This window comes from Bradyrhizobium sp. CSA207 (assembly GCF_029051685.1).
Lineage (GTDB): Bacteria > Pseudomonadota > Alphaproteobacteria > Rhizobiales > Xanthobacteraceae > Bradyrhizobium.
The window spans coordinates 126417-148152 of record NZ_JAACFT010000016.1 but is presented as its reverse complement, the minus strand read 5'-3'; the positions used below and the strand labels follow the sequence as shown (position 1 = coordinate 148152).

Sequence of the window (21736 nt, the reverse complement as noted above, 5' to 3'; positions counted from 1 at the left end):
AATGGGGTACCACGCGGCGAATGACTGATACCCCCAACCGCATCTATGTCGACGCCGACGCTTGTCCCGTGAAGGACGAGATCTACCGCGTCGCGGCCCGCCATGGCGTGCCCGTGAGCGTGGTCGCCGGCAATTTCATCCGCGTGCCCCAGGACCCACTGATTGAGCGGATTGCGGCAGGCGCCGGCATGGACGCGGCCGACGACTGGATCGCGGAACGAGCCAAACCCGGCGACGTCGTCGTCACATCAGACATTCCGCTCGCCAGCCGCTGCGTCAAGGCAGGCGCAGACGTGATCGCACCGAACGGAAAGCCGTTCACGGAAGAGTCGATCGGCATGACGCTGGCGGTGCGCAATCTGATGACGGATCTGCGCTCGGCGGGCGAAGTCACCGGCGGTCCGCGATCGTTCGCGCCGCGCGATCGTTCGACATTCCTTGCGGCGCTCGACCAGACGCTGCGCCGGATCCAGCGCCGCCGCACTGATGCGGCCGCAACGAACCAGAATTCAAGCCAGGGCTGACGATGGCGCCGCCGCTGATCCAACTGAAGGACATCAAGCTGACCTTCGGCGGCACGCCGCTGCTGAGTGGCGTCGAGCTCAATGTCGCGGCAAGCGAGCGGGTCTGCCTGATCGGCCGCAACGGCTCCGGCAAATCGACATTGCTGAAGATCGCGGCCGGCATCGTCGAACCCGACGGCGGCACGCGTTTCGTACAGCCCGGCGCGACCGTTCGCTATTTGCAGCAGGAGCCGGACTTCGGCGATCACAAGACCACATTGGCCTATGTCGAGGCGGGCCTCGCGCCGGGTGACGATCCATACCAGGCGCGCTATTTGCTGGAGCAGCTCGAACTCACCGGTAACGAGAACCCAGAAAACCTTTCCGGCGGCGAGGCGCGTCGCGCGGCACTGGCGTGCGTGCTGGCGCCCTCGCCTGACATTCTTCTGCTGGACGAGCCGACCAACCATCTGGATCTCTCCACGATCGAGTGGCTTGAAAAAGAGCTCGACAGCCGCCGCAGCGCACTGGTGCTGATCAGCCACGACCGCCGCTTCCTCTCCAATCTCTCGCGCTCGACCGCGTGGCTCGACCGCGGCCGGATCAAGCAGATCGACCGTGGCTTTGCCGCATTTGAAGCCTGGCGCGACGAGGTGCTTGCCGAGGAAGAACGTGACCAGCACAAGCTCGACCGCAAGATCGTCGACGAGGAACACTGGCTGCGCCACGGCGTCTCCGGCCGGCGCAAGCGCAACGTCAAGCGACTCGGCAATCTGCACGCGCTGCGCGACCAGCGTCGCAATTACCGCGGCACGGCCGGCAGCGCCAATCTCGCAGCGGCCGAGGCGGAGCAATCCGGCAAGCTCGTGATCGAGGCCAAGGGCATCACCAAGGCCTTTGGCGAGCGCATGATCGTCGACAATTTCTCGACCCGCATCCAGCGCGGCGACCGGCTCGGCGTCATCGGACCGAACGGCGCCGGCAAGACCACGCTGGTCAATCTGCTCACCGGTGGCGCGCAGCCGGACTCCGGCACGGTGCGGTTAGGGGCCAACCTGGAAATAGCGACGCTCGACCAGCATCGCGAAAGCCTCGATCCGAAATCGACCTTGGCCGAAGCGCTGACCGGCGGCCGTGGCGACCAGATCATGGTCGGTGGCAAGCCGAAGCATGTGGTCGGCTACATGAAGGACTTTCTGTTCGCGCAGGAGCAGCGCGGCACACCGGTGGAGGTGCTCTCCGGCGGCGAACGCGGCCGGCTGATGCTGGCGCGCGCGTTGGCAAAGCCCTCGAACCTGCTGGTGCTCGACGAGCCGACTAATGACCTCGATCTCGAGACGCTCGACGTGCTCGAGGACATGCTCGGCGATTACGAGGGCACGGTCATCCTGATCAGCCATGACCGCGACTTCCTCGACCGCGTCGTCACCTCGGTGATCGCGCCGGAAGGCGACGGCAAGTGGGTCGAATATGCCGGCGGCTACAGCGACATGCTGACGCAACGCGGCGCCGACCTCAAGCGCGAGACGGCGAAGACGCAAGCCCCTGCGGAAAAGAAGGAGGATCGGCCCGCAGCGCCCGCCTCTGCACCCAAGCGGCGATTGAGCTTCAACGAGAAGCATGCGCTGGAAATGCTGCCGAAGAAGATGGAGACGTTGCAGGCCGATATCGCCAAGCTGCAACGCGTACTCGACGATCCCAATCTCTACGCTAAGGATCGCAAGACATTTGACGATACATCGGCCGCCATCGCCAAGGCGCATGACGAATTGTCCGCCGCAGAAGAGCGCTGGCTCGAACTGGAAATGCTCCGCGAAGAGATTGAACAGGTTTAACCCATGACAACCACTCTTGCCGCCAAGATCGCCCGCGAATACGGCACGCCCTGCGCCGTCATCGACATGGACAAGGTCGAGCGCAACATCGCGCGGATCCAGAAGGCCTGCGACGATGCCGGCATCGCCAACCGGCCGCACATCAAGACCCACAAGAACCCGACCATCGCGAAGATGCAGGTCGCGGCCGGCGCGAAGGGCATCACCTGCCAAAAACTCGGCGAGGCCGAGATCATGGCCAATGCCGGCATCGACAATATCCTGATCAGCTACAATCTCCTCGGCGAAGAGAAGATGGCGCGCCTCGCCGCGCTGCAGGCCAAGGCCAACATGACAGTCGCCGCCGACAATTCGACCGTGGTGGCCGGCCTGCCCAAAGCCGCGGCGGCATCGGGCCGGCCGCTGTCGGTGGTGGTCGAGTGCGACACCGGCCGCAAGCGCGCCGGCGTCGAGACGTCGGCCGAAGCGATCGCGCTGGCGCGCGAAATCGCGGCGTCCAAGGGGCTGCAATTCGCCGGCTTCATGCTCTATCCGACCGAGACCGGCTGGGCCGACGCGCAAAAATTCTACGATGAGGCGCTGGCCGGCGTACGCGCGCATGGGCTAGAGGCCACCATCGTCTCGACCGGCGGCACGCCCAACCTCAAGAACATCGGCAAGCTCAAGGGCGGCACCGAGCATCGCTTCGGCACTTACATCTACAATGATCGCATGCAGGTCGCCGCCGGCGTCGCCACCTGGGACGATTGCGCGCTGCACATCTATTCGACGGTGGTGAGCCGCGCCGCACCCGAGCGCGGCATTCTGGATGCCGGCTCGAAGACACTGACGTCGGACACCGGCGGGCTCGACGGCCACGGCCTGATCCTGGAGCATCCCGAAGCCAAGATCGCGCGCTTCGCTGAGGAGCACGGTTTCCTCGACCTGTCCCGCAGCAACACGCGGCCCAATGTCGGCGACGTCGTGCGCATCGTGCCGAACCACGTCTGCGTCGTCGTCAACATGATGGACGAGGTGGTGATGGTGCGCGGCGAGGAGATCATCGGCACGCTGCCGGTGGCAGCACGCGGGAAGCTGCGCTAGAACTGATGAAATGACGTCCGGTGGACGGCCCACGGTTCACCTCTCCCCAGCGGGGAGAGGTCGGATTGTGCCTGGCGATGCGAAGCATCGTCCAGTGCAATCCGGGTGAGGGCCGCAGCATTCGGTGAGTCTGTAACCCCTCACCCGGATCGCATCTCTCGATGCGATCCGACCTCTCCCTACGGGAGAGGTGACTTAAGCTCCGCCGCGCTCATCGATTCAACAAAGACTCATCTTGCGCTAAGCGCCGATCAGCGCTTTCAACTCCCGATCCAGCCCGTCACGAAACAGCTCGATCGGACGCGCCAATCGGCCGGCCGGCGGGCGGTGCACGATCCACGCGCGTACGGCCGGCTTGAAATCCCGAACCGCGACCGGCCTGAGCTTGTCGCGAAATGCGCTCCGCCTCAACCCAATCGGCGTCACCAGACCGACGCCGAGGCCGCGCGCGACCAGCGACAGGCGAAGCTCGCTGTCGAGGGCCTCCACCGCGATGTTGAAAGGCAAATGCTCGGCGTCGAACTGACGCTTCAGTGCGTCGCGAAATCCGCAACCATCCTGGTTGATCACCCAGGACATCTGCGACAGTCGCTCCATGTCGACGATGCGCGGCATCTTGATGTCGCGTGCGACGACGAACAGGACCGGCTGCGCACCGAGATCGTCGGCCAGGAGATCCGCCGGGGGCACGGCGCCGTCAGGCAGACAAATCGCGGCCGCATCGAGCTCGTTGCGACAGACGCGCTCGACCTGATGCGGCGACCAGCCGGAAACAACCCGCACGGCCAGAGCCGGAAATTCGGCACGCACCGCGTCTAGCGGTGCGGTGAGCCCGGCCTCGGACAGAAACGGCGTGAGACCGAGCCTGAACTCGCCGCGCACGACGCCGTCATTCGCAACACCGGACTTGAGGTCATCCAGCATCCTGAGCAGGCGCCTGCCCTGCTCATAGGCTTCATGGCCCGCGGCCGTCGGCTTGAGCGGTTTGGAGAGCCGATCCAGGAGCTGCGCACCCAACATCTCCTCGAGATTCTGGATGCGCCGGGTCACACCGGGCTGAGTGAGATTGAGACGGGCCGAGGCCGCAACGATCGATCCGGTCTCGACCACCGCGACGAAAGCGACGAGGTCATGGGTATTCATAACGAACTCGCATATTCTTTATAGGCTTATTTGAATTGTAGCATATTGTCCCGGCCGGTTAAAGGACCCGCACCATCGTTGCGAGGTCCACATGACCATTTCAGAAACCACCAGGCTTGCGCCTTCCAAGCAACTCTCCGAGCGGCCCCTGATCTGGCTCGGCGCGATCACCACCGGCGTTGTCGTCACCAATTTATTCGCACCGCAGATTTTGGTCGGTCTGATCGGCCGATCGCTTGCGATGCCAGACTGGCAGACGGGCCTCGTCAGCACGCTGACGCTGCTCGGTTATGCGCTCGGCCTGCTGTTGCTGGTCCCGCTCGTCGATCTCATCGAAAACCGCCGCCTTATCCTGCGCACGCTCGGCTGCGCCATCCTCGCCGCAATTGCGACGGCGCTGGCGCCGACGCCAACGCTGCTGCTGCTTGCCAGCTTCGTTCTCGGCGCCTCTTGTGCGGCGATCCAGATGATAGTCCCGCTGGTCGCGTCCATGGTCGCGCCGGAGCGTCGCGGCCAGGCCATCGGCGAGGTCATGAGCGGACTGATGATCGGCATCCTGTTGTCGCGGCCAGCGGCAAGCTTGATCGCCGATCTCTGGAGCTGGCGTGCCTACTACATCCTCTCAGCCGGCCTGATGGCACTGCTTGCCGGCGCGCTTGGCCGCTATCTGCCAGTACTTCAGCCGACGGCGCGCACGAGCTACGGCGAATTGCTGCGCTCCTTTCCGACACTGCTGCGGGAAGAGCCCGTGCTCCGTGTCCGGGCCTGGACCGCGGCACTGGTCATGGCCTCCTTCACCGCCTTCTGGTCTGCAGTCGCGCTGCGCCTGCCGGACGCGCCGTTCGGCCTCGACGCCAGGGGAATTGCCGCGTTCGCGCTGATCGGAGTGGTCGGCGCCGCGGCAACGCCGATCGCCGGCCGCTGGGGCGACAAGGGCTGGGCACGCCCCATGTTGCTCGCGGCCCACCTGCTCATCATCGGCTCGCTCGCGCTCTGCGCCTGGGCTGGCGTGCTGGAATCCGGTATCACCGCCCTGTGCATGTTGGGCTTTGGCACCATCCTGCTCGACGTCGGCATCACCACCGACCAGACGCTTGGCCGCCGCGCAGTCAACCTGCTGCGTCCCGAAGCACGCGGCCGCATCAACGGCCTGTTCGTGGCGCTGTTCTTCGTCGGCGGCGGGATCGGCGCCGCGGCAGCATCGCTGGCCTGGAGCTACGGCGGCTGGACGGCGGTCTGCACGGTCGCGGCTAGCTTCGGCGTGCTCGGTCTCGTCACGGATCTCATGACTCGAACCGGGACGTCGTGATCGCCCAGATCAGAAAGACGATCGCGCAATCCATCGCAGCGCGCCTCGCCCCGCGGCGGCGCCGGTCGCGAATGAGGCTTGCAGCAGGTATCCGCCGGTCGGCGCTTCCCAGTCCAGCATCTCGCCGGCGGCGAAGACGCCCGGAAGCTTGCGGATCATGAAATCAGGGTCGAGCTCCTCAAAGGCGATGCCACCGGCGCTGGAGATCGCGCGCGCAATGGGCGCGACGCCGGTGAGCTCGATCGGCACGGCGTTGATGAATTCCGCCAATCGTTGCGGCGGCATTGCCGATAGTGACTGGCCCGTGCCGATGGCGGCTTCCTGGAGCAGACCGACGGCGACGGGCGGAAGCTGCGCGGCCTTGCGCAGGAAGTTGGAGAAGGATTGCTTGCCGCGCGCGGCGGACAGGCGCTTGACCAGTTCGGCCCGACCGACATCCGGACGCAATGCGACGTGCAGGACCGCCTCGCCCTTTGCGGTCACCGCCTCACGCAACTCGGCCGACAGCGCATAGATCGCTCCGCCCTCGATTCCCGCGAGCGTGATGGTCGCCTCACCGCGCAGGCTGTGCGGGCCGAACGACAGCGCGATTCCCTTGAGCGGCTGGCCCTCGAAGCGCGTGCGGAAGACGTCGGACCAGGCGACAGTGAAGCCGCAATTCGCCGGTCGCAGTGGCGCAATCTCAACGCCCTTGTCGGCCAGGAGCGTGGTCCAGCCGCCGTCGGAGCCCAGCCGCGGCCAGCTCGCGCCGCCGAGCGCCAGCACCGTGGCGTCGGCGGCAACAGCGGACGTGCCGCCCGGTGTTTGAAACAGCAAGCGGCCCTCGGCGTCCCAACCGGTCCAACGGTGACGAAACGCGAAGCGCACGCCCGCTGCATCGAGCCGGCGCAGCCAGGCACGCAGCAACGGCGATGCCTTGAACGCCTTTGGAAATACGCGCCCGCTGGTGCCGACGAAGGTCGGCTCGCCCAACGCCTCGCACCAGGCGCGCAACGCTTCCGGCGGAAACGCTTCGATCGCTGATTGCAGGTTCGGCATCGCCTCGCGATAGCGCGCCATGAACTGCGGCAGCGGCTCGCTGTGAGTGAGATTGAGCCCGCCGCGGCCGGCCATCAGCAATTTGCGGCCCGCCGACGGCATGGCGTCGTAGACGGTGACGCGGACCCCGCCGTGCGCCAGCGCCTCCGCCGCCATCAGCCCGGCGGGACCGGCGCCGATGACGGCGACGTGGTTGTCAGGTGATGTCATGGTGGGAGTTTAGGCCAGGTGATGTCATGGTGGGAGTTTAGGCCAGGCCGGACGCGAAAGAACAGGTCGTCATGCCCGGGCTTGTCCCGGGCATCCACGAGAGCCACGCCCGCGGTGCCAAGAACGTGGATGGCCGGGACAAGCCCGGCCATGACGGAAAGTACGGTTCCGGGCGGCTTCGCGACGCCCCGGAATGACAGTCTCAGAGCTTGATACCCGCCCTAGCCGCAGCTTGCGCCACGTACTTCTGCGTCTGCTCGAATGCGCCGGTCAGCGCCCTGGCTTTCGACATGTCGCTGATCTCGGCGAAGTGGGCGGCAACCGCATCGGGGGTCCACTCGGCTTCCGGCAGGTTGATGCCCTCGCTCTCCAGAATTTTGATGACGGCAAAGGAGCCAGCGCCGGCGCCCATGATGGTGCGGGTCGGCGCCTCCTCGCTCAGCATGTATTCGACCGCCGGCGTGATGGCGTTCGGCTTCATCAGTTGCAGCGCCTGCGGCGGCAGCAGCTCTTCGGTCATGCGGGTCGCCGCAGTTGGCGAGATGATGTTGACGCGGATGTCGTTCTTGCGGCCTTCTTCCGCGAGCACGTTCATCAGGCCGACCATGCCGGATTTCGCCGCGCCGTAATTGGCCTGGCCGAAATTGCCGTAGAGGCCGGAGGACGAGGTGGTCAGCACGATACGGCCGTAGTTGCGGTCGCGCATACCCGCCCACACCGCCTTGCAACAGTAGAAGGTGCCGACGAGGTGCACGTCGAGCACCTTCTCGAAATCGGCCGCCTCCATCTTCCCGAACGATTTGTCGCGCAAAATGCCGGCGTTGGCGCACATCAAGTCGACGCTGCCCCACTGCTTCGTGGCGCGCTCGACCATCGCTGTGACCTGCTCGAAATTCGAGACATCGGCGCCGTCGGCCATCGCGGTGCCGCCGGCTTTGCGGATTTCCTCCACCACGGTTTCCGCCGGCGAGAGCGAGCCGCCGCTGCCGTCGCGCGCACTGCCAAAATCATTCACGACGACTTTCGCGCCGCGGCTCGCCAATCCCAGCGCGTGCGCGCGTCCGAGGCCATTGCCGGCGCCGGTGACGATGGCGACGCGTCCGTCAAACCTGATTGCCATGAGTGTGCTTCCTTTCTTCCTTCTCCCCTTGTGGGAGAAGATGGCGCGAAGCGCCGGATGAGGGGTTATCTCGGAGATGAGCGTGTGGAGAGAGACCCCTCACCCGGCTTCGCTTTCGCGAAGCCACCCTCTCCCACAAGGGGGAGAGGGGAAGAGCTCCGCGCAAGATTTGACAGCTTTTGAGCAGCGATGGGTTGCCGGGTCAAGCCCGGCAACGACGCCTGAGTTCAGGCGAAATAGATCAGCCCCAGCCAATCCGCGACCAGCGCGGGCTTGTCCTCGCCTTCGATCTCCACCGTGACGTTGGTGCGCGACTGCAATTCGTTGGGCTTGCGCAATTTGGCTTCCGCCAGCACGAAACGGCCGCGGACGCGTTTGCCTGACCGCACCGGCGAGATGAAGCGCAGCTTGTCGAAGCCGTAATTGACGCCCATCGTGGTGCCGGCGATGACCGGCATCACCTCATAGGACATGATCGACAGCAGCGACATCGTCAGGAAGCCGTGTGCGATCGTGGTGCCGAAGGCGGTTTCTTTCTTTGCGCGCTCGGGATCGACATGGATGAACTGGTGGTCCTCGATCACGTCGGCATAGGTGTCGATGCGCGGCTGGTCGATCAGGTGCCACGACGACACGCCGACCTCCTTGCCGATCATGGCCTGATAGGCCTCAAGCGTGATCGGCGGCTTCTTCCAGACTTCGTTCACTTAGGTCTCGCTCCGTGTTTTCGACAGCTCCGGAAAATCCTCTTCCCGGAATTCGTGGCCGCGCAGGGGATCGTTGCGGTCGTCGTCGCGCTCGAGCCGCCGCAGCTGCACCCGGCGGATTTTTCCGGAGATCGTCTTCGGCAGCTCGCTGACGATTTCGAGGCGGCGGATGCGCTTGAACGGCGCAAGACGCGCGTGGAGATGCCTGAAGATCGAGAGCGCGGTCTCCGGCGAGCGCTCCGCGCCCGACGTCAGCAGCACAAAGGCCTTGGGGATCGCGAGCCGGATCGGATCCGGGCTGGGTACAACGGCGGCCTCGGCGACGAGTTCGTGCTCGAGCAGCACGCTCTCCAGCTCGAACGGGCTGATGCGGTAGTCAGAAGATTTGAAGACGTCGTCGGAGCGGCCGACGAAGGTGAGATAGCCGTCTTCGTCAGCGAACACGACGTCGCCGCTGCGATAGAACTCGCCTTCCGCGCCCGACACCTCGCCGTCGTCGCCCTGATAGCCCTGCATCAGGCCGGCGGGGCGGTTCGAGCCCAGCATCAGTGTCACCTCGCCTTCCTTCGCTGGGTTGCCGTCGGCGTCGCTGACCTGCACACGATAGCCCGGCAGCGGGCGGCCCATCGAGCCGATCTTGATGGCCTGCCCCGGGGAATTGCCGGCGAGCGCCGTGGTCTCGGTCTGGCCGTAACCGTCGCGGATGGTGAGGCCCCAGGCAGCCTGCACCTGGTCGATCACTTCAGGGTTGAGCGGCTCGCCGGCGCCGCAGACCTCCCGAAGTGCGACCTTGAAGGACGCAAGGTTCTCCTGGATGAAGAGACGCCACACCGTCGGCGGCGCGCACAGCGTGGTGACGCCGCAGCGGCCAATGGTGGCGAGCAGGCCCTTGGCGTCGAAGCGCGGCTGGTTGACCACGAACACGGTCGCGCCTGCATTCCACGGCGCGAAAAAACAGCTCCAGGCGTGCTTGGCCCAGCCGGGCGAGGAAATGTTGAGATGGACGTCGCCGGGCTTCAGCCCGATCCAATACATGGTGGAGAGATGGCCGACGGGATAGCTGCGCTGGCTGTGCCGCACCAGCTTTGGTTTTGCGGTCGTGCCCGAGGTGAAATAAAGCAGCATCGGGTCGTCGGCGTTGGTCGGGCCGTCGGGCGCGAACGTGTCCGAGGCCCTCGTCGCTTCATCGTAGGCGAGCCAACCATCGGAAGCCGTGCCGACCACGATGCGGACGATATTCTCCGCGCCGAGGCTCGCAAACTTCGCGACCTGATCCTGTGCTGCGACCACCGCCTTGGCCTTGCCGCGGTCGAGCCGGTCGCGCAGTTCGTCGGCGGTCAGCAGCGTGGTGGCGGGGATCACGACGACGCCGAGCTTCATGGCCGCGAGCATGGTCTCCCACAGCGGAACCACGTTGCCGAGCAGCAGCAGAAGATGATCGCCGCGCTTCAATCCCTGCGCGCGGAGGAAGTTTGCGACCTGGTTGGAACGGCGCGACAGCGCCGCGAAGGACAGCTTGGTTTGCCGGTCCTGAGCGGCATCGACGATCCAGAGCGCGGGCCGGTCCTTGCTCTCCGCGCTCGCCGCCAATTCGGCGTCGAACCAGTCGAGCGCCCAGTTGAAGGGAACCGGATCGGGCCAGCGGAAACCTTGGACCGCGGTCTCGTAGTCCGTACGGTGTTGCAGAAGGAACGCGCGCGCTTCCTGAAACGTCGTCATCTCAGGTCGTCTCCCTCCGCGCAGATCCGTGTCGTCCAAGGATAGACGACCTTATTTCCCGGCCAGCCCCCTAACGTGCTTGATAATTCCGGAAAAATCCACCCCGCCCTGGCCCGCTCTATCGAACGCCTGATAAATCTCCTGCGCATGCTGGCCGAGCGGTGTCGCCGCACCTGCGGCCTTTGCAGCGTCCTGCGCCAGCGTCAGATCCTTCACCATCAGCGCGGAAGCAAAGCCCGGCTTGTAGTCGTTGTTGGCGGGCGAAGTCGGCACCGGGCCCGGCACCGGGCAATAGCTCGTCAGCGACCAGCACTGACCTGAAGATGTCGAGGCGACGTCGAACAACGCCTGATGCGAGAGCCCAAGCTTCTCGCCCAGCGCAAAGGCTTCGCTGACCGCGATCATGGAAATGCCGAGGATCATGTTGTTGCAGATCTTTGCCGCCTGCCCTGCGCCGGCGCCGCCGCAATGCACGATCTTCTTGCCCATGTTTTCCAGCACGGGCTTGGACGCGGCGAACGCCTTGTCGTCGCCGCCGCACATGAAGGTGAGCGTCCCGCCCTTGGCACCGCCGGTGCCGCCGGAGACCGGCGCATCCACCGACAGCACGCCATGCTTGGCCGCGAGCGCATGCGCCTGGCGCGCGCTTTCGACGTCGATGGTCGAGCTGTCGATGATCAGCGCGCCCTTGGTCATGGCGGGGACGACCTCGTTCCAGACGCCGAGCACGTGCTTGCCGGCCGGTAGCATGGTGACGACGACATCGGCGCCCTTCACCGCGCCGGCCGCGCTCTCGGCAATGGCCGCGCCGTCGGCCTTGGCTTGCGCGCGCGAGGCCTCGACGAGGTCGAAGGCCACCACCTTGTGGCCGGCCTTGACCAGATTGGCCGCCATCGGGCCGCCCATGTTGCCGAGACCAATGAATGCGATCGTGGCCATCTCGTTGTCCTCCGCTTGTAGCGTTGTTAGTTGAACTTGAGTTCGTCGGCGCCAATCTCGGCGAGATACGGCGCCAGTATGTCGGGCGTGACGTCCTCGATCCGCGGCGGCGACCAGATCGGATTGCGGTCCTTGTCGATCACGGCGGCGCGGACGCCCTCGCGGAAATCGTCGCTGCGGAACACCTCCAGCGCGGCGCGATATTCGCGCACCAGGCACTCTTCCAAGCTCGACGCGTTCCGCGCCAGCCGCAGCAGCTTCAGCGTCACCACCATGCCGCGCGGCGATTTCTCACTGAGCGCCTTCAGCGTCGCTATCGCAAACTCGGAGCCGTCGCGCTTGAGCGCGGCGATGATGTCTTCCATGCGGTCGAAGCCAAACACCGCGTCGATGGACGCCTGTTTTGCCGCCACCGGTCCAGAGGCCTCGCCGGTCGCAAAGCCGTTGATCAGCTTGCCCACATCGACCGCGGTCACGCTTTGAGAGACCTTCGTCAGCGCATCGCGCAGCTCTGGCCAATTCGCTGTCGGCACCACCCAATCGGCAAATCTTGCGTGGATCGCATCCGGCCCGTTCATGGTCTGGCCGGTCAGGCCGAAATAGCTGCCGATCTCGCCTGGTGAGCGCGACAGCAGCCAAGTGCCGCCGACATCGGGAAAGAAGCCGAGCCCGACTTCGGGCATCGCAAGCCTGGTGCGGTCGGTAACGATCCGGTGGCTGGCATGCGCGGACAGACCAACGCCGCCGCCCATCACGATGCCGTCCATGAACGCGACATAGGGCTTTGGAAATCTTTTGATGCGGGCGTTGAGGATGTATTCTTCACGCCACAGGATCGTGCCGAGATCGCCGTTGGCCTTCGAGCTTTCCCAGAGCGTGCGAATGTCACCGCCGGCGCACAGGCCACGCTCGCCGGCACCTTCGAGCAGGATCAGGGCGACGGCCGGATCGGTCTCGAAGCGGTCGAGCGCCTTCTCGATGTCGCGAAACATCTCCAGCGTCACGGCATTGATGGCCTTGGGGCGGTTGAGCCGGATCACGCCGGCCGCGCCCTCGATGCGGGCGACCAGGTCGCCCTCTTCCACAGCCGTCATCGCGCGCCCTCGATCAGTTTGCGCGCCACGATGAGCCGCATGATTTCATTGGTGCCTTCGAGAATCTGATGCACGCGCAAATCGCGCACGATCTTCTCAATACCGTATTCACTTAAGTACCCGTAGCCGCCGTGCAGCTGGAGCGCCTGGTTGGCGACCTCGAAACCAACATCGGTGCCGAACCGCTTCGCCATCGCGCACAGCATGGTGGCGTCCGGGTCCTTGCGGTCGAGCGCGGCGGCGGCGCGCCACAGGAAGGTGCGCGCGGCCTCGAGTTCGATCGCCATGTCGGCGAGACGGAATTGCAGCGCCTGGAATTCGTCGAGCCGCTTGCCGAAGGCCTTGCGCTCTTTCATGTAGGCGCGCGCCTTGTCGAGCGCGGTCTGCGCACCGCCGAGCGAGCAGGCCGTGATGTTGAGGCGGCCGCCGTCGAGGCCGGCCATCGCGATTTTGAAGCCGACGCCCTCCTCGCTCAACCTGTTGGCCACCGGCACGCGGGCGTTCTCGAACATCACCGCGCGGGTCGGCTGCGCATTCCAGCCCATCTTGCGCTCATTGGCACCGAAAGAGACGCCCGGCGTCTTGCCGTCGATAACCAGCGTCGAGATGCCGCCCGGGCCGTCGCCGCCGGTGCGTACCATTGCGACTAAGAGGTCGGTACCGCCGGCGCCGGAGATGAACTGCTTCTGGCCGTTGAGCACGTAATGATCGCCGTCGCGCACTGCGCGGGTGCGCAGCGCTGCCGCATCAGAGCCGGCGCCAGGCTCCGTGAGGCAATAGCTCGCGATCAGCTCCATGGTGCAGAGCTTTGGCAGCCATTTCTGGCGCTGGGTGTCGCTGCCGTAGGCATCGATCATCCAGGACGCCATATTGTGGATGGAGATGAAGGCCGCGGTGGTCGGGCAACCCGTCGCCAGCGCTTCGAAGATCAGCGCCGCGTCGAACCGCGTCATGGCGGAGCCGCCGACATCGTCGCGGATGTAGATGCCGCCCATGCCGAGCGTTGCGGCCTCGCGCATCACCTCGACCGGGAAATGCTTCTCCTCGTCCCAGCGCAGCGCATGCGGCGCGATCTTTTCCGCCGCAAACGCCAACGCCATGTCGCGAACCGCGACCTGATCCTCGTTCAGAGCGAACTGCATCGTTGCCGCTTACCTTTTGCCCCACCGTCATTACGAGCGCAGCGAAGCAAATCCAGACCGTCTCCGCGGAAAGACCCTGGATTGCTTCGTCGCTACGCTCCTCGCAATGACGGGCTGGGTGATAGCCCTACTTCATCAGCGGGATCGAGAACTCCGCACCTTCCTTGACGCCGGACGGCCAGCGCGAGGTCACCGTCTTGGTCTTGGTGTAGAAGCGAACCGAATCCGGGCCGTGCTGGTTGAGATCGCCGAAGCCCGACTTCTTCCAGCCGCCAAAGGTGTAATAGGCGATCGGCACTGGGATCGGCACGTTGATGCCAACCATGCCGACATTGACCTTGGCCGCGAAGTCGCGCGCGGCGTCGCCGTCGCGGGTGAAGATCGCGACGCCGTTGCCGTAATCATGCTCGGACGGCAGCGCCAGCGCTTCCTTGTAATCGTGCGCGCGCACGACCGAGAGCACCGGGCCAAAGATCTCTTCCTTGTAGATCCGCATGTCCTTGGTGACGTTGTCGAACAGCGAGCCGCCGAGATAAAAGCCGTTCTCGTAGCCCTGCATCTTGAAGCCGCGGCCGTCGACGGCGAGCGTTGCGCCCTCCTTGATACCGATGTCGATGTAGCCCTTGACCTTCTCGACCGCCTCGCGCGTGACCAGCGGGCCGTAATCGGCCGACGGGTCGATCGAGGTGCCGATCTTGAGGCTCTCGACGCGCGGGATCAGCTTTTCCATCAGGCGATCGGCGGTGGGCTTGCCGACGGGCACAGCAACCGAGACGGCCATGCAGCGCTCGCCGGCCGAGCCGTAACCGGCGCCAATCAGGGCGTCGACCGCCTGATCCATGTCGGCATCAGGCATGATGATGGCGTGGTTCTTGGCGCCGCCGAAGCACTGGCAGCGCTTGCCGGTCTGGGCTGCGCGCTCGTAGATGTACTGCGCGATCGGCGTGGAGCCGACGAAGCCGATGGCCTTGATATCGGGATCGTCGAGGACGGCGTCGACCGCTTCCTTGTCGCCATTGACGACGTTGAGGATGCCGGCCGGAAGACCCGCCTCGATCATCAGTTCAGCCAGCATCATCGGCACGCCGGGATCGCGCTCCGACGGCTTCAGAATGAAGGCGTTGCCGCAGGCGATGGCAGGCGCGAACTTCCACATCGGGATCATCGCCGGGAAATTGAACGGCGTGATGCCGGCGACGACGCCGAGCGCCTGACGCATGGAATAGATGTCGATGCCGGGGCCGGCGCCCTCGGTGTACTCGCCCTTCATCAGATGCGGGATGCCGCAGGCGAATTCCGCAACCTCGAGGCCACGCTGGATGTCGCCCTTGGCGTCGGGCACGGTCTTGCCGTGCTCGCGCGCGAGCAGCTCGGCGAGCTTGTCGTAGTCGCGCTGCACCAGCTCGACGAACTTCATCATCACGCGGGCGCGGCGCTGCGGGTTGGTCGCGGCCCATTCCGGCTGCGCGGCACGGGCGTTTTCGACGGCAGCGCGGACTTCGGCCTTGGACGCCAACGCCACCTTGGCCTGGACGTCACCGGTCATCGGCTCGAAAACGTCGGCGGTGCGGCCCGAAGTGCCCTTGACCTCCTTGCCACCGATGAAATGTCCGACTGAACGCATGGAATGATCTCCTTGAGGCCTGATCCGCTTTGACAAATCCTATCGACCTGCATTTTATAGGATTCAAGTCTGATATATTGCACCTTAGATGTGCGAAAATGCTGGATCAAGGTAGCATCGACTGGGACGACTTTCGCTTCGTGCTGGCCATCGTGCGGGGCGGCTCGGTCTCGGCTGCGGCAAAGCATCTCGGCGTTGACCACGCGACCGTGATCCGGCGCGTCGATCGGCTTGAAAAGCACCTCTCGGCAAAACTGTTTGACCGGCGCAAGACCGGCTACCTCCTCACCGAATCCGGCCAGCGCGTCGCCGACAGCGCGGAAACCATGGAATCGACCATCGTCGCCAACCAGGAGCAGGTCGGCGGCTCGGTGGCGCGGCTGACGGGCACGGTGCGGATCGGCGCACCGGATGGCTTCGGCACCGCCTTTCTGGCGCCGCGGCTGGCGCCGTTCGCGGACCGGTATCCCGATCTCGATTTGCAGCTGGTGGCCACCGCCCGGCTGTTCAGCCTCTCCAAGCGCGAGGCCGACATCGCCATCAGCCTGACCATGCCGAAGGAAGGCCGGATCGTCGGCCGCAAGCTGCTCGACTACCGGCTCGGGCTCTATGCCGCGCCCGCCTATCTCGAGCGCTTCCCGGCCATCACCTCACGCGAAATCCTGCCGCAGCACCGCTTCGTCGGCTACATCGAGGAACTGCTGTTCACGCCTGAGCTTGATTATCTGCCGCAGGTCTCGCCCCGGATTTCGGCGCGCCTCCGCAGCGCCAATCTGATCGCGCAGCTCAACGCCACCCTCGCCGGGTTCGGCATCGCCGTGCTGCCGCACTTCATGGCGAGCGACTATCCGCAGCTCGTGCCGGTGCTGCCGGAAGACGTCTCGATCACCCGCACCTTCTGGATGCTGATGCACGCCGACAGCAAGGACCTCGCACGGATCCGCGCGGTGGCCGATTACATCAGCGAGATCGTGGAGCGCGAGCGGGCGTTGTTCGCGGGGCGGTGAGTTGTAGGGTGGATTAGCCGACCCCAATGAACCGTGGCTCAACAACCACAGCGCAAGGCGTAATCCACCACGCCACAGCAAGAGACGAGATCGTAGGGACTAGATGGTGGGTTACGCCAGCGGACTGCGCTCCGCGCAGCCGCGGGGCTAACCCACCCTACGGCATCTCCGCCTAGTTCTGCTTCTCGCGCGGCTTCTTCGCCGGTTTCGTCGGCTCGCGGCGCGCGCCGTCGAGTGCGCTATCCTTGCCGGCCTTCAACACCTCATCCGACAGTTCGCTGGTGCCGGCTATGCGCGCCAGCAGCATGGTGCCGGCCATGGTCGCGAGCGTCGCGATCGCCTGCTTGCGCGCGGCCTTGCGCGGCTGGCCGGGAATGCAGTCCGCCATCGTCTCGATCATCTCGTCGAGCTTGCCGGCAAACGCCTTGCGCGTCTTCGGGCTCTCGCGGGCGATCTCCGCGCCCAGCGCCGGAATCGAGCAGCCGTGGCCGGGATTGTCGCGGTGCAACGCCGAGAGATAGGTCTCGACGATCTGGCTGAGCTGCTTCTCGGGGGCGACCTGATCGGACTGCTTGCGCCAATGCTCCATCGAGCGGTCCATGGCGTAGGCAAAAGCCTCAATCACCAGCGCCTCGCGGGAATCGAAATGCGCGTAGAAGCCGCCATGGGTCAGGCCTGCCTCCTTCATGAGGTCGGCGACGCCGATGCCATGGGCACCCTTTTCGCGCAGCCGCACCGAGGCTTTCTTCACGATGCGGTCGTGGGTTTCCTGCTTGTGTTCCCGGGAGTAGCGCATGTGGTGCTCATTGGATGTCGGAGGTCATCTCATAACACGCAAATGCTGAAATGGGTGCATTAATTCACGTTAAGCTGTTGCCGATCATGGAAAAGGTTGCAGTTGCATGGACCGCGAGCGCGCCCTTGCCGTCGCGGACGAAGCCCTCGCAGTAGCTGGTCTGGCGTCCCAGCTTGATCACCTTGCCTTCGGCGGAGATCATGCCGGAGCGGACCGAGAGCGGACGAAGGTAGGTCAGCTTCAGATCGAGCGTGACGGATCCCTGCCCCGCCTCCTGCCTGGTCGAGATCGCGCACCCCATGGCGGTATCGAGCAACGCGGCAGCGGTCGCCCCGTGCAGGAGGCCGATGGTATTTTCGAGGTCCTCTCGCGGCTCCAGTTCCATGACGATCCGCCCCGGCTCGACCACGGCCATGACAAGGCCAATCAGCTTTGCGAAGGGCGGAGGCGGCAGGCGGCCGTCGCGGATCCCGAGCATGGCGTCCATGCCGGAAAGCCCCATCGCGGCTTTCGCGACCGGCGCTGGCGCCTGCCAATCCACCACACGCTGGCGGCGCCGCGCCGGCGAAAACAGTTCGCCTTGATCGATGTCGATCATATCAGCCTCTTTAAATGTTCTAGATCATACTATGCCGCGAACTTTGCGCAGGCAACTCCGTCTCCCCGCCTGCTTGACAAGCCCAGCGTTTCGGCCCGGAAGTAACCGCGACCGGCGCACCGCCGCGCGCGTCCACCAAACTTCGAGATCTCATCATGGAAATGCTCAATCACCACTGCGGCGCGATGCGCGATGCGCGCGGCGTCGTTCATGTCACGATCTGCAATGCGGGTTCGCTCAATATCCTCGGCTCCCCCGTAACCGACGCGGTGCGCGAAGGCCTGCAGCAGCTCGCCACCGACCGCGGCATTCGCGTCGTGGTGCTGCGCGGCCAGAGCGAGAAAGGCATGATCGGCGGCGCCGACATCAAGGAGATGGCGAAGCTCGATCAGAAATCAGCCGAAGCCTTCATCAGCCGGTTGCGCGATCTCTGCGAAGCCGTTCGCGCCTTCCCTGCCCCGATGATCGCGCGCATGCCGGGCTGGTGCCTCGGCGGCGGGCTCGAAGTGGCCGCGGCCTGCGATTTCCGGATTGCCGCGCATGATGCGCATTTCGGCATGCCGGAGGTGCGCGTCGGTATCCCCTCGGTGATCCACGCCGCACTGTTGCCGCGCCTGATCGGCTGGGCGCGCGCGCGCTGGCTGGTGATGACGGCGGAAAACATCGACGCGCCGACGGCGCTGGCCTGGGGACTGGTCGACAAGATCGCGCCGGAAGGCGGGCTGGATGCGGCTGTCGAGCACCTTGTGACGGCGCTGCTCGAATGCGGTCCCGAGGCGCTGCGGTCGCAGAAGGCGCTGCTGCGCCAGTGGGAGGAGCTGCCGCTGACGGAGTCGGTGAATCTCAGCGTCAAGGTATTCGGCGAGTCGTTTCTGACGGACGAGCCGACACGGTTGATGCAGGCGTTTGTGGATCGGAAGCGGTAGGGTTGCCAGTCGACACAGTGGGGCCGTTCTGCGCCGCTGCCAACCGCCTCCTCGGCGTCGTCCTGGCGAAAGCCAGGACTCATTACCACAGGAAGAAATTTCGGCACGAACTCGTCACCACAAATCTTCGCCAAACTTCTCCCTGTGGGTATGGGTCCCGGATCGGCATGCGCTCAAGGCGCGCTTGTCCGGGACGACGCTGCTGAAGCACTACAGCTCGCAATCAACAAACCTCATCCAAATCACGACAATTTCTCATGCCGGGCGCGGTTGCATTTTTTGCGCCGCATCATATGATGATTATAATCTTACACGTCATCCGCTAGGGAGCCCCGCCATGGCCGAAGCCGCCGATCCCGTCGTTATCGTCTCCGCCGCCCGCACCCCGCTCGGCCGCTTCATGGGCGAGCTGTCGCCGCTGGCCGCGCACAAGCTCGGCTCGCACGTGATCGGCGCGGCGCTGGAGCGTGCAAGACTGGCGCCCGAGAAGATCGACGAGGTCTTCATGGGCTGCGTGCTGCCGGCCGGCCAAGGCCAGGCCCCGGCGCGGCAGGCAGCGCGCGCGGCTGGGCTTCCCGACGCCACCGGCGCGACCACCGTCAACAAGGTCTGCGGCTCCGGCATGAAGGCGACGATGCTGGCGCACGACATCATCCGTGCCGGTTCGGCCGACATCGTGGTGTCCGGCGGCATGGAGAGCATGAGCAACGCGCCATATCTCCTGGCAAAGGCGCGCAGCGGCTATCGCGCCGGCCATGACCGCATCATCGACCACATGATGATGGACGGGCTGGAGGACGCCTACGAGACTGGCCGCTCCATGGGCGATTTCGGCGAAGCCACCGCCGAGGCCTATCAGTTCACGCGCACGGATCAGGACGCCTATGCAATGGAGACGCTGAGCCGTGCCCGCAAGGCCGTCGAAGGCGGCGCGTTCAAGGCCGAGATTGCGCCGCTCACCCTCACCGAGAAAGCCGGCCCGCGCGTCGTCGCCAATGACGAGCATCCGCTGAAGGTCGACCCTGCAAAGATCCCCGGGCTGAAGGCGGCGTTCCGCGCCAACGGCACCATCACGCCGGCGGCCTCCTCCGCCAACGCCGACGGTGCCGCGGCGCTGGTGCTGACGAAGCGATCGCTCGCCGATCGCGACGGCCTGCCGACGCTAGCGGTGATCAAGGGCCACGCCACCCACAGCCAGGAGCCGCAATGGTTCACCACTGCGCCGATCCCGGCGATCCGCAAGCTGCTGGACAAGGTCGGCTGGAGTGCCGGCGACGTCGACCTGTTCGAGATCAACGAGGCCTTCGCCGTGGTGGCGATGGCGGCGCAGCGCGATCTCGGCATTCCCCGCGACAGGCTCAACATCAATGGCGGCGCCTGCGCGCTTGGCCATCCCATCGGTGCCACCGGCGCGCGGCTGATCGTGACGCTGCTGCATGCGCTGGAGGCGCAGAACCTCAAGCGCGGCGTCGCGGCGCTCTGCATCGGCGGCGGCGAAGCCACCGCGATCGCCGTGGAGCGCGTCTGACCTGCTGACGTGAAAGTCCGAAAATGAGGGAACCCTGTCATTTCCGACACACGACTCTCGTGCCATTCTGCAAGCTCGCGCAGGCCTCCCAAAAGCCTGCCCATCAACATTGAGGCCCAATGATCTCGAACTGGCTCGCGGCATCACTCGGCCGCCACAATATCCACTACGGCTGGGTGATGGTCGGCGTGACCTTCTTCGCTGCGCTGATCAGCGCCGGCACGGTCGGCGCGCCCGGCGTGTTCATCGTTCCCCTTCAGAAGGAGTTCGGCTGGAGCACGGCCGAGATCTCCTCCGCGCTGTCGATCCGCTTCATCCTGTTCGGGCTGATGGCGCCGTTCGCCGCAGCACTGCTCAATCGCTACGGCCTGCGTAACGTCACGCTGACCGCACAGCTGATCGTCGTCTCGGCGCTGGTCGCCTCGCTCGGCATGACCGAGGTCTGGCAGCTGGTGGCGCTGTGGGGCGTCGTGATCGGGATCGGCACCGGCATGACCGCGCTGGTTCTTGGCGCAACCATCGCCACGCGCTGGTTCGCCGCGCGCCGCGGCCTCGTGGTCGGCATCATGACCGCGAGCGTCGCCACCGGCCAGCTGGTGTTCCTGCCACTGCTCGCAAGCCTTACCGAACGCTTCGGCTGGCGCCTCGCGCTCGGCTTTGTCTGCATCATGCTCGGCGTCTCCGCGCTGGCGGTGCTGCTCATGATGCGCGACCGCCCGAGCGATCTGGGCCTGCGTCCGTTCGGCGACGAGGGCACCGAGCCCCTGCCCGCCCCGCCTGTCAGCCACGGCTCGATCACGGCCGTGGCGCTCGGCACGCTGCGCGACGCCTCCAAGTCGAGCGCATTCTGGATCCTGTTTGCGACCTTCTTCGTCTGCGGCGCCTCGACCAACGGTCTCGTCCAGGTGCACCTGATTCCGATGTGTCTCGATTTCGGCATCCCGCAGGTGCAGGCCGCGAGCCTGCTGGCTGCAATGGGCATCTTCGACTTCTTTGGCACCATCATGTCGGGCTGGCTGTCGGACCGCTACGACAATCGCTGGCTGCTGTTCTGGTACTACGGCCTGCGCGGGCTCTCGCTGATCTTCCTCCCCTTCAGCGATTTCTCGTTCTACGGCCTGTCGATCTTCGCGATGTTCTACGGGCTCGACTGGATCGCCACGGTGCCACCGACCGTGCGCCTCACTGCGCAGAAATTCGGCCCCGAGCGCGCCAATCTGGTGTTCGGCTGGATCTTTGCCGGCCACCAGCTCGGCGCCGGCACCGCCGCGTTCGGTGCGGGCCTGTCGCGCACGCTGCTGCAGAGCTACCTGCCCGCCTTCTTCATTGCCGGTGCGCTCTGCGTGTTCGCCTCGCTGATCGTGCTGGCGCTGTCGCGGCAGCCGAAACTACAGCCGGCGACAGCGTGAGCCGGC

The 21736-nt window shown here is 65.3% G+C and carries 19 protein-coding genes; 8 read left to right on the top strand and 11 right to left on the bottom strand.

All coding sequences use genetic code 11. The annotated features are described in order from the left end of the window. The first annotated feature begins 20 nt into the window (after positions 1-20). From GWG65_RS19740 to GWG65_RS19730, 3 genes are read left to right on the top strand one after another with little or no spacing between them, the layout of a single operon-like run. The gene (locus GWG65_RS19740; protein WP_275197195.1) at positions 21-524 is read left to right on the top strand and encodes a YaiI/YqxD family protein; all 504 of its coding nucleotides are present in this window, start codon (positions 21-23) and stop codon (positions 522-524) included. A 2-nt stretch (positions 525-526) separates the two neighbouring features. Next, on the top strand, positions 527-2338 hold the full coding sequence (locus GWG65_RS19735; protein WP_275197194.1) for an ATP-binding cassette domain-containing protein: 1812 nt from the start codon (positions 527-529) through the stop codon (positions 2336-2338). 3 nt (positions 2339-2341) lie between these two features. Continuing rightward, positions 2342-3421 (top strand): D-TA family PLP-dependent enzyme, encoded by a 1080-nt coding sequence (locus GWG65_RS19730; protein ID WP_275197193.1) that lies wholly within the window; start codon positions 2342-2344, stop codon positions 3419-3421. 240 nt (positions 3422-3661) lie between these two features. On the opposite strand, the gene GWG65_RS19725 is transcribed toward GWG65_RS19730, so the two are convergent. After that, positions 3662-4564 (bottom strand): LysR family transcriptional regulator, encoded by a 903-nt coding sequence (locus GWG65_RS19725; RefSeq protein ID WP_275197192.1) that lies wholly within the window; start codon positions 4562-4564, stop codon positions 3662-3664. Between the two features lie 91 nt (positions 4565-4655). Between GWG65_RS19725 and GWG65_RS19720 the strand changes: the two genes are divergently transcribed. Beyond that, the gene (locus GWG65_RS19720; protein WP_275197191.1) at positions 4656-5873 is read left to right on the top strand and encodes an MFS transporter; all 1218 of its coding nucleotides are present in this window, start codon (positions 4656-4658) and stop codon (positions 5871-5873) included. Between the two features lie 9 nt (positions 5874-5882). On the opposite strand, the gene GWG65_RS19715 is transcribed toward GWG65_RS19720, so the two are convergent. The 8 genes from GWG65_RS19715 to GWG65_RS19680 form a co-directional block, all read right to left on the bottom strand. Next, the gene (locus tag GWG65_RS19715) at positions 5883-7121 is read right to left on the bottom strand and encodes a TIGR03862 family flavoprotein (RefSeq protein ID WP_275197190.1); all 1239 of its coding nucleotides are present in this window, start codon (positions 7119-7121) and stop codon (positions 5883-5885) included. A gap of 202 nt (positions 7122-7323) precedes the next feature. Next, positions 7324-8241, bottom strand: coding sequence for an SDR family NAD(P)-dependent oxidoreductase (locus tag GWG65_RS19710; protein WP_275197189.1), 918 nt, complete (start codon positions 8239-8241; stop codon positions 7324-7326). Positions 8242-8468: 227 nt separating this feature from the next. Continuing rightward, positions 8469-8948 carry a MaoC family dehydratase gene (locus tag GWG65_RS19705; RefSeq protein ID WP_275197188.1) on the bottom strand — a complete coding sequence of 160 codons (480 nt, stop codon included), beginning with the start codon at positions 8946-8948 and terminating at the stop codon, positions 8469-8471. Further along, positions 8949-10667 (bottom strand): AMP-binding protein, encoded by a 1719-nt coding sequence (locus GWG65_RS19700; RefSeq protein ID WP_275197187.1) that lies wholly within the window; start codon positions 10665-10667, stop codon positions 8949-8951. Positions 10668-10718: 51 nt separating this feature from the next. Beyond that, on the bottom strand, positions 10719-11723 hold the full coding sequence (mmsB, locus tag GWG65_RS19695) for a 3-hydroxyisobutyrate dehydrogenase (RefSeq protein ID WP_275197243.1): 1005 nt from the start codon (positions 11721-11723) through the stop codon (positions 10719-10721). Continuing rightward, positions 11633-12700, bottom strand: coding sequence for an enoyl-CoA hydratase/isomerase family protein (locus GWG65_RS19690; RefSeq protein WP_275197186.1), 1068 nt, complete (start codon positions 12698-12700; stop codon positions 11633-11635). The genes mmsB and GWG65_RS19690 overlap by 91 nt, the downstream gene beginning before the upstream one ends. After that, complete coding sequence (locus GWG65_RS19685) at positions 12697-13842, bottom strand: isobutyryl-CoA dehydrogenase (RefSeq protein WP_275197185.1); 1146 nt, start codon at positions 13840-13842, stop codon at positions 12697-12699. The genes GWG65_RS19690 and GWG65_RS19685 overlap by 4 nt, the downstream gene beginning before the upstream one ends. Before the next feature lie 127 nt (positions 13843-13969). Beyond that, positions 13970-15466, bottom strand: coding sequence for a CoA-acylating methylmalonate-semialdehyde dehydrogenase (locus GWG65_RS19680; RefSeq protein WP_275197184.1), 1497 nt, complete (start codon positions 15464-15466; stop codon positions 13970-13972). 98 nt (positions 15467-15564) lie between these two features. Between GWG65_RS19680 and GWG65_RS19675 the strand changes: the two genes are divergently transcribed. Next, entirely contained in the window at positions 15565-16473 is a 909-nt protein-coding gene (locus GWG65_RS19675; RefSeq protein WP_275197183.1) for a LysR family transcriptional regulator, read from the top strand. 172 nt (positions 16474-16645) lie between these two features. Here the strand turns inward: GWG65_RS19675 and GWG65_RS19670 are convergent, their stop codons facing one another. Both GWG65_RS19670 and GWG65_RS19665 read right to left on the bottom strand, forming a co-directional pair. Next, the gene (locus GWG65_RS19670) at positions 16646-17269 is read right to left on the bottom strand and encodes a TetR/AcrR family transcriptional regulator (RefSeq protein ID WP_275197182.1); all 624 of its coding nucleotides are present in this window, start codon (positions 17267-17269) and stop codon (positions 16646-16648) included. Positions 17270-17333: 64 nt separating this feature from the next. Beyond that, positions 17334-17867: a PaaI family thioesterase gene (locus GWG65_RS19665; protein WP_275197181.1), complete on the bottom strand. Its 534-nt coding sequence runs from the start codon at positions 17865-17867 to the stop codon at positions 17334-17336. 155 nt (positions 17868-18022) lie between these two features. Here GWG65_RS19665 and GWG65_RS19660 point away from each other — a divergent pair, with 155 nt between their 5' ends. The 3 genes from GWG65_RS19660 (at position 18023) to GWG65_RS19650 (ending at position 21730) form a co-directional block, all read left to right on the top strand. Continuing rightward, complete coding sequence (locus GWG65_RS19660; RefSeq protein ID WP_275197180.1) at positions 18023-18793, top strand: enoyl-CoA hydratase; 771 nt, start codon at positions 18023-18025, stop codon at positions 18791-18793. Positions 18794-19130: 337 nt separating this feature from the next. After that, positions 19131-20321, top strand: a complete 1191-nt coding sequence (locus tag GWG65_RS19655) for an acetyl-CoA C-acyltransferase (RefSeq protein ID WP_275197179.1) — start codon at positions 19131-19133, stop codon at positions 20319-20321. A gap of 119 nt (positions 20322-20440) precedes the next feature. Further along, the gene (locus tag GWG65_RS19650) at positions 20441-21730 is read left to right on the top strand and encodes an MFS transporter (protein ID WP_275197178.1); all 1290 of its coding nucleotides are present in this window, start codon (positions 20441-20443) and stop codon (positions 21728-21730) included. The last annotated feature ends 6 nt before the right edge of the window (positions 21731-21736 follow it).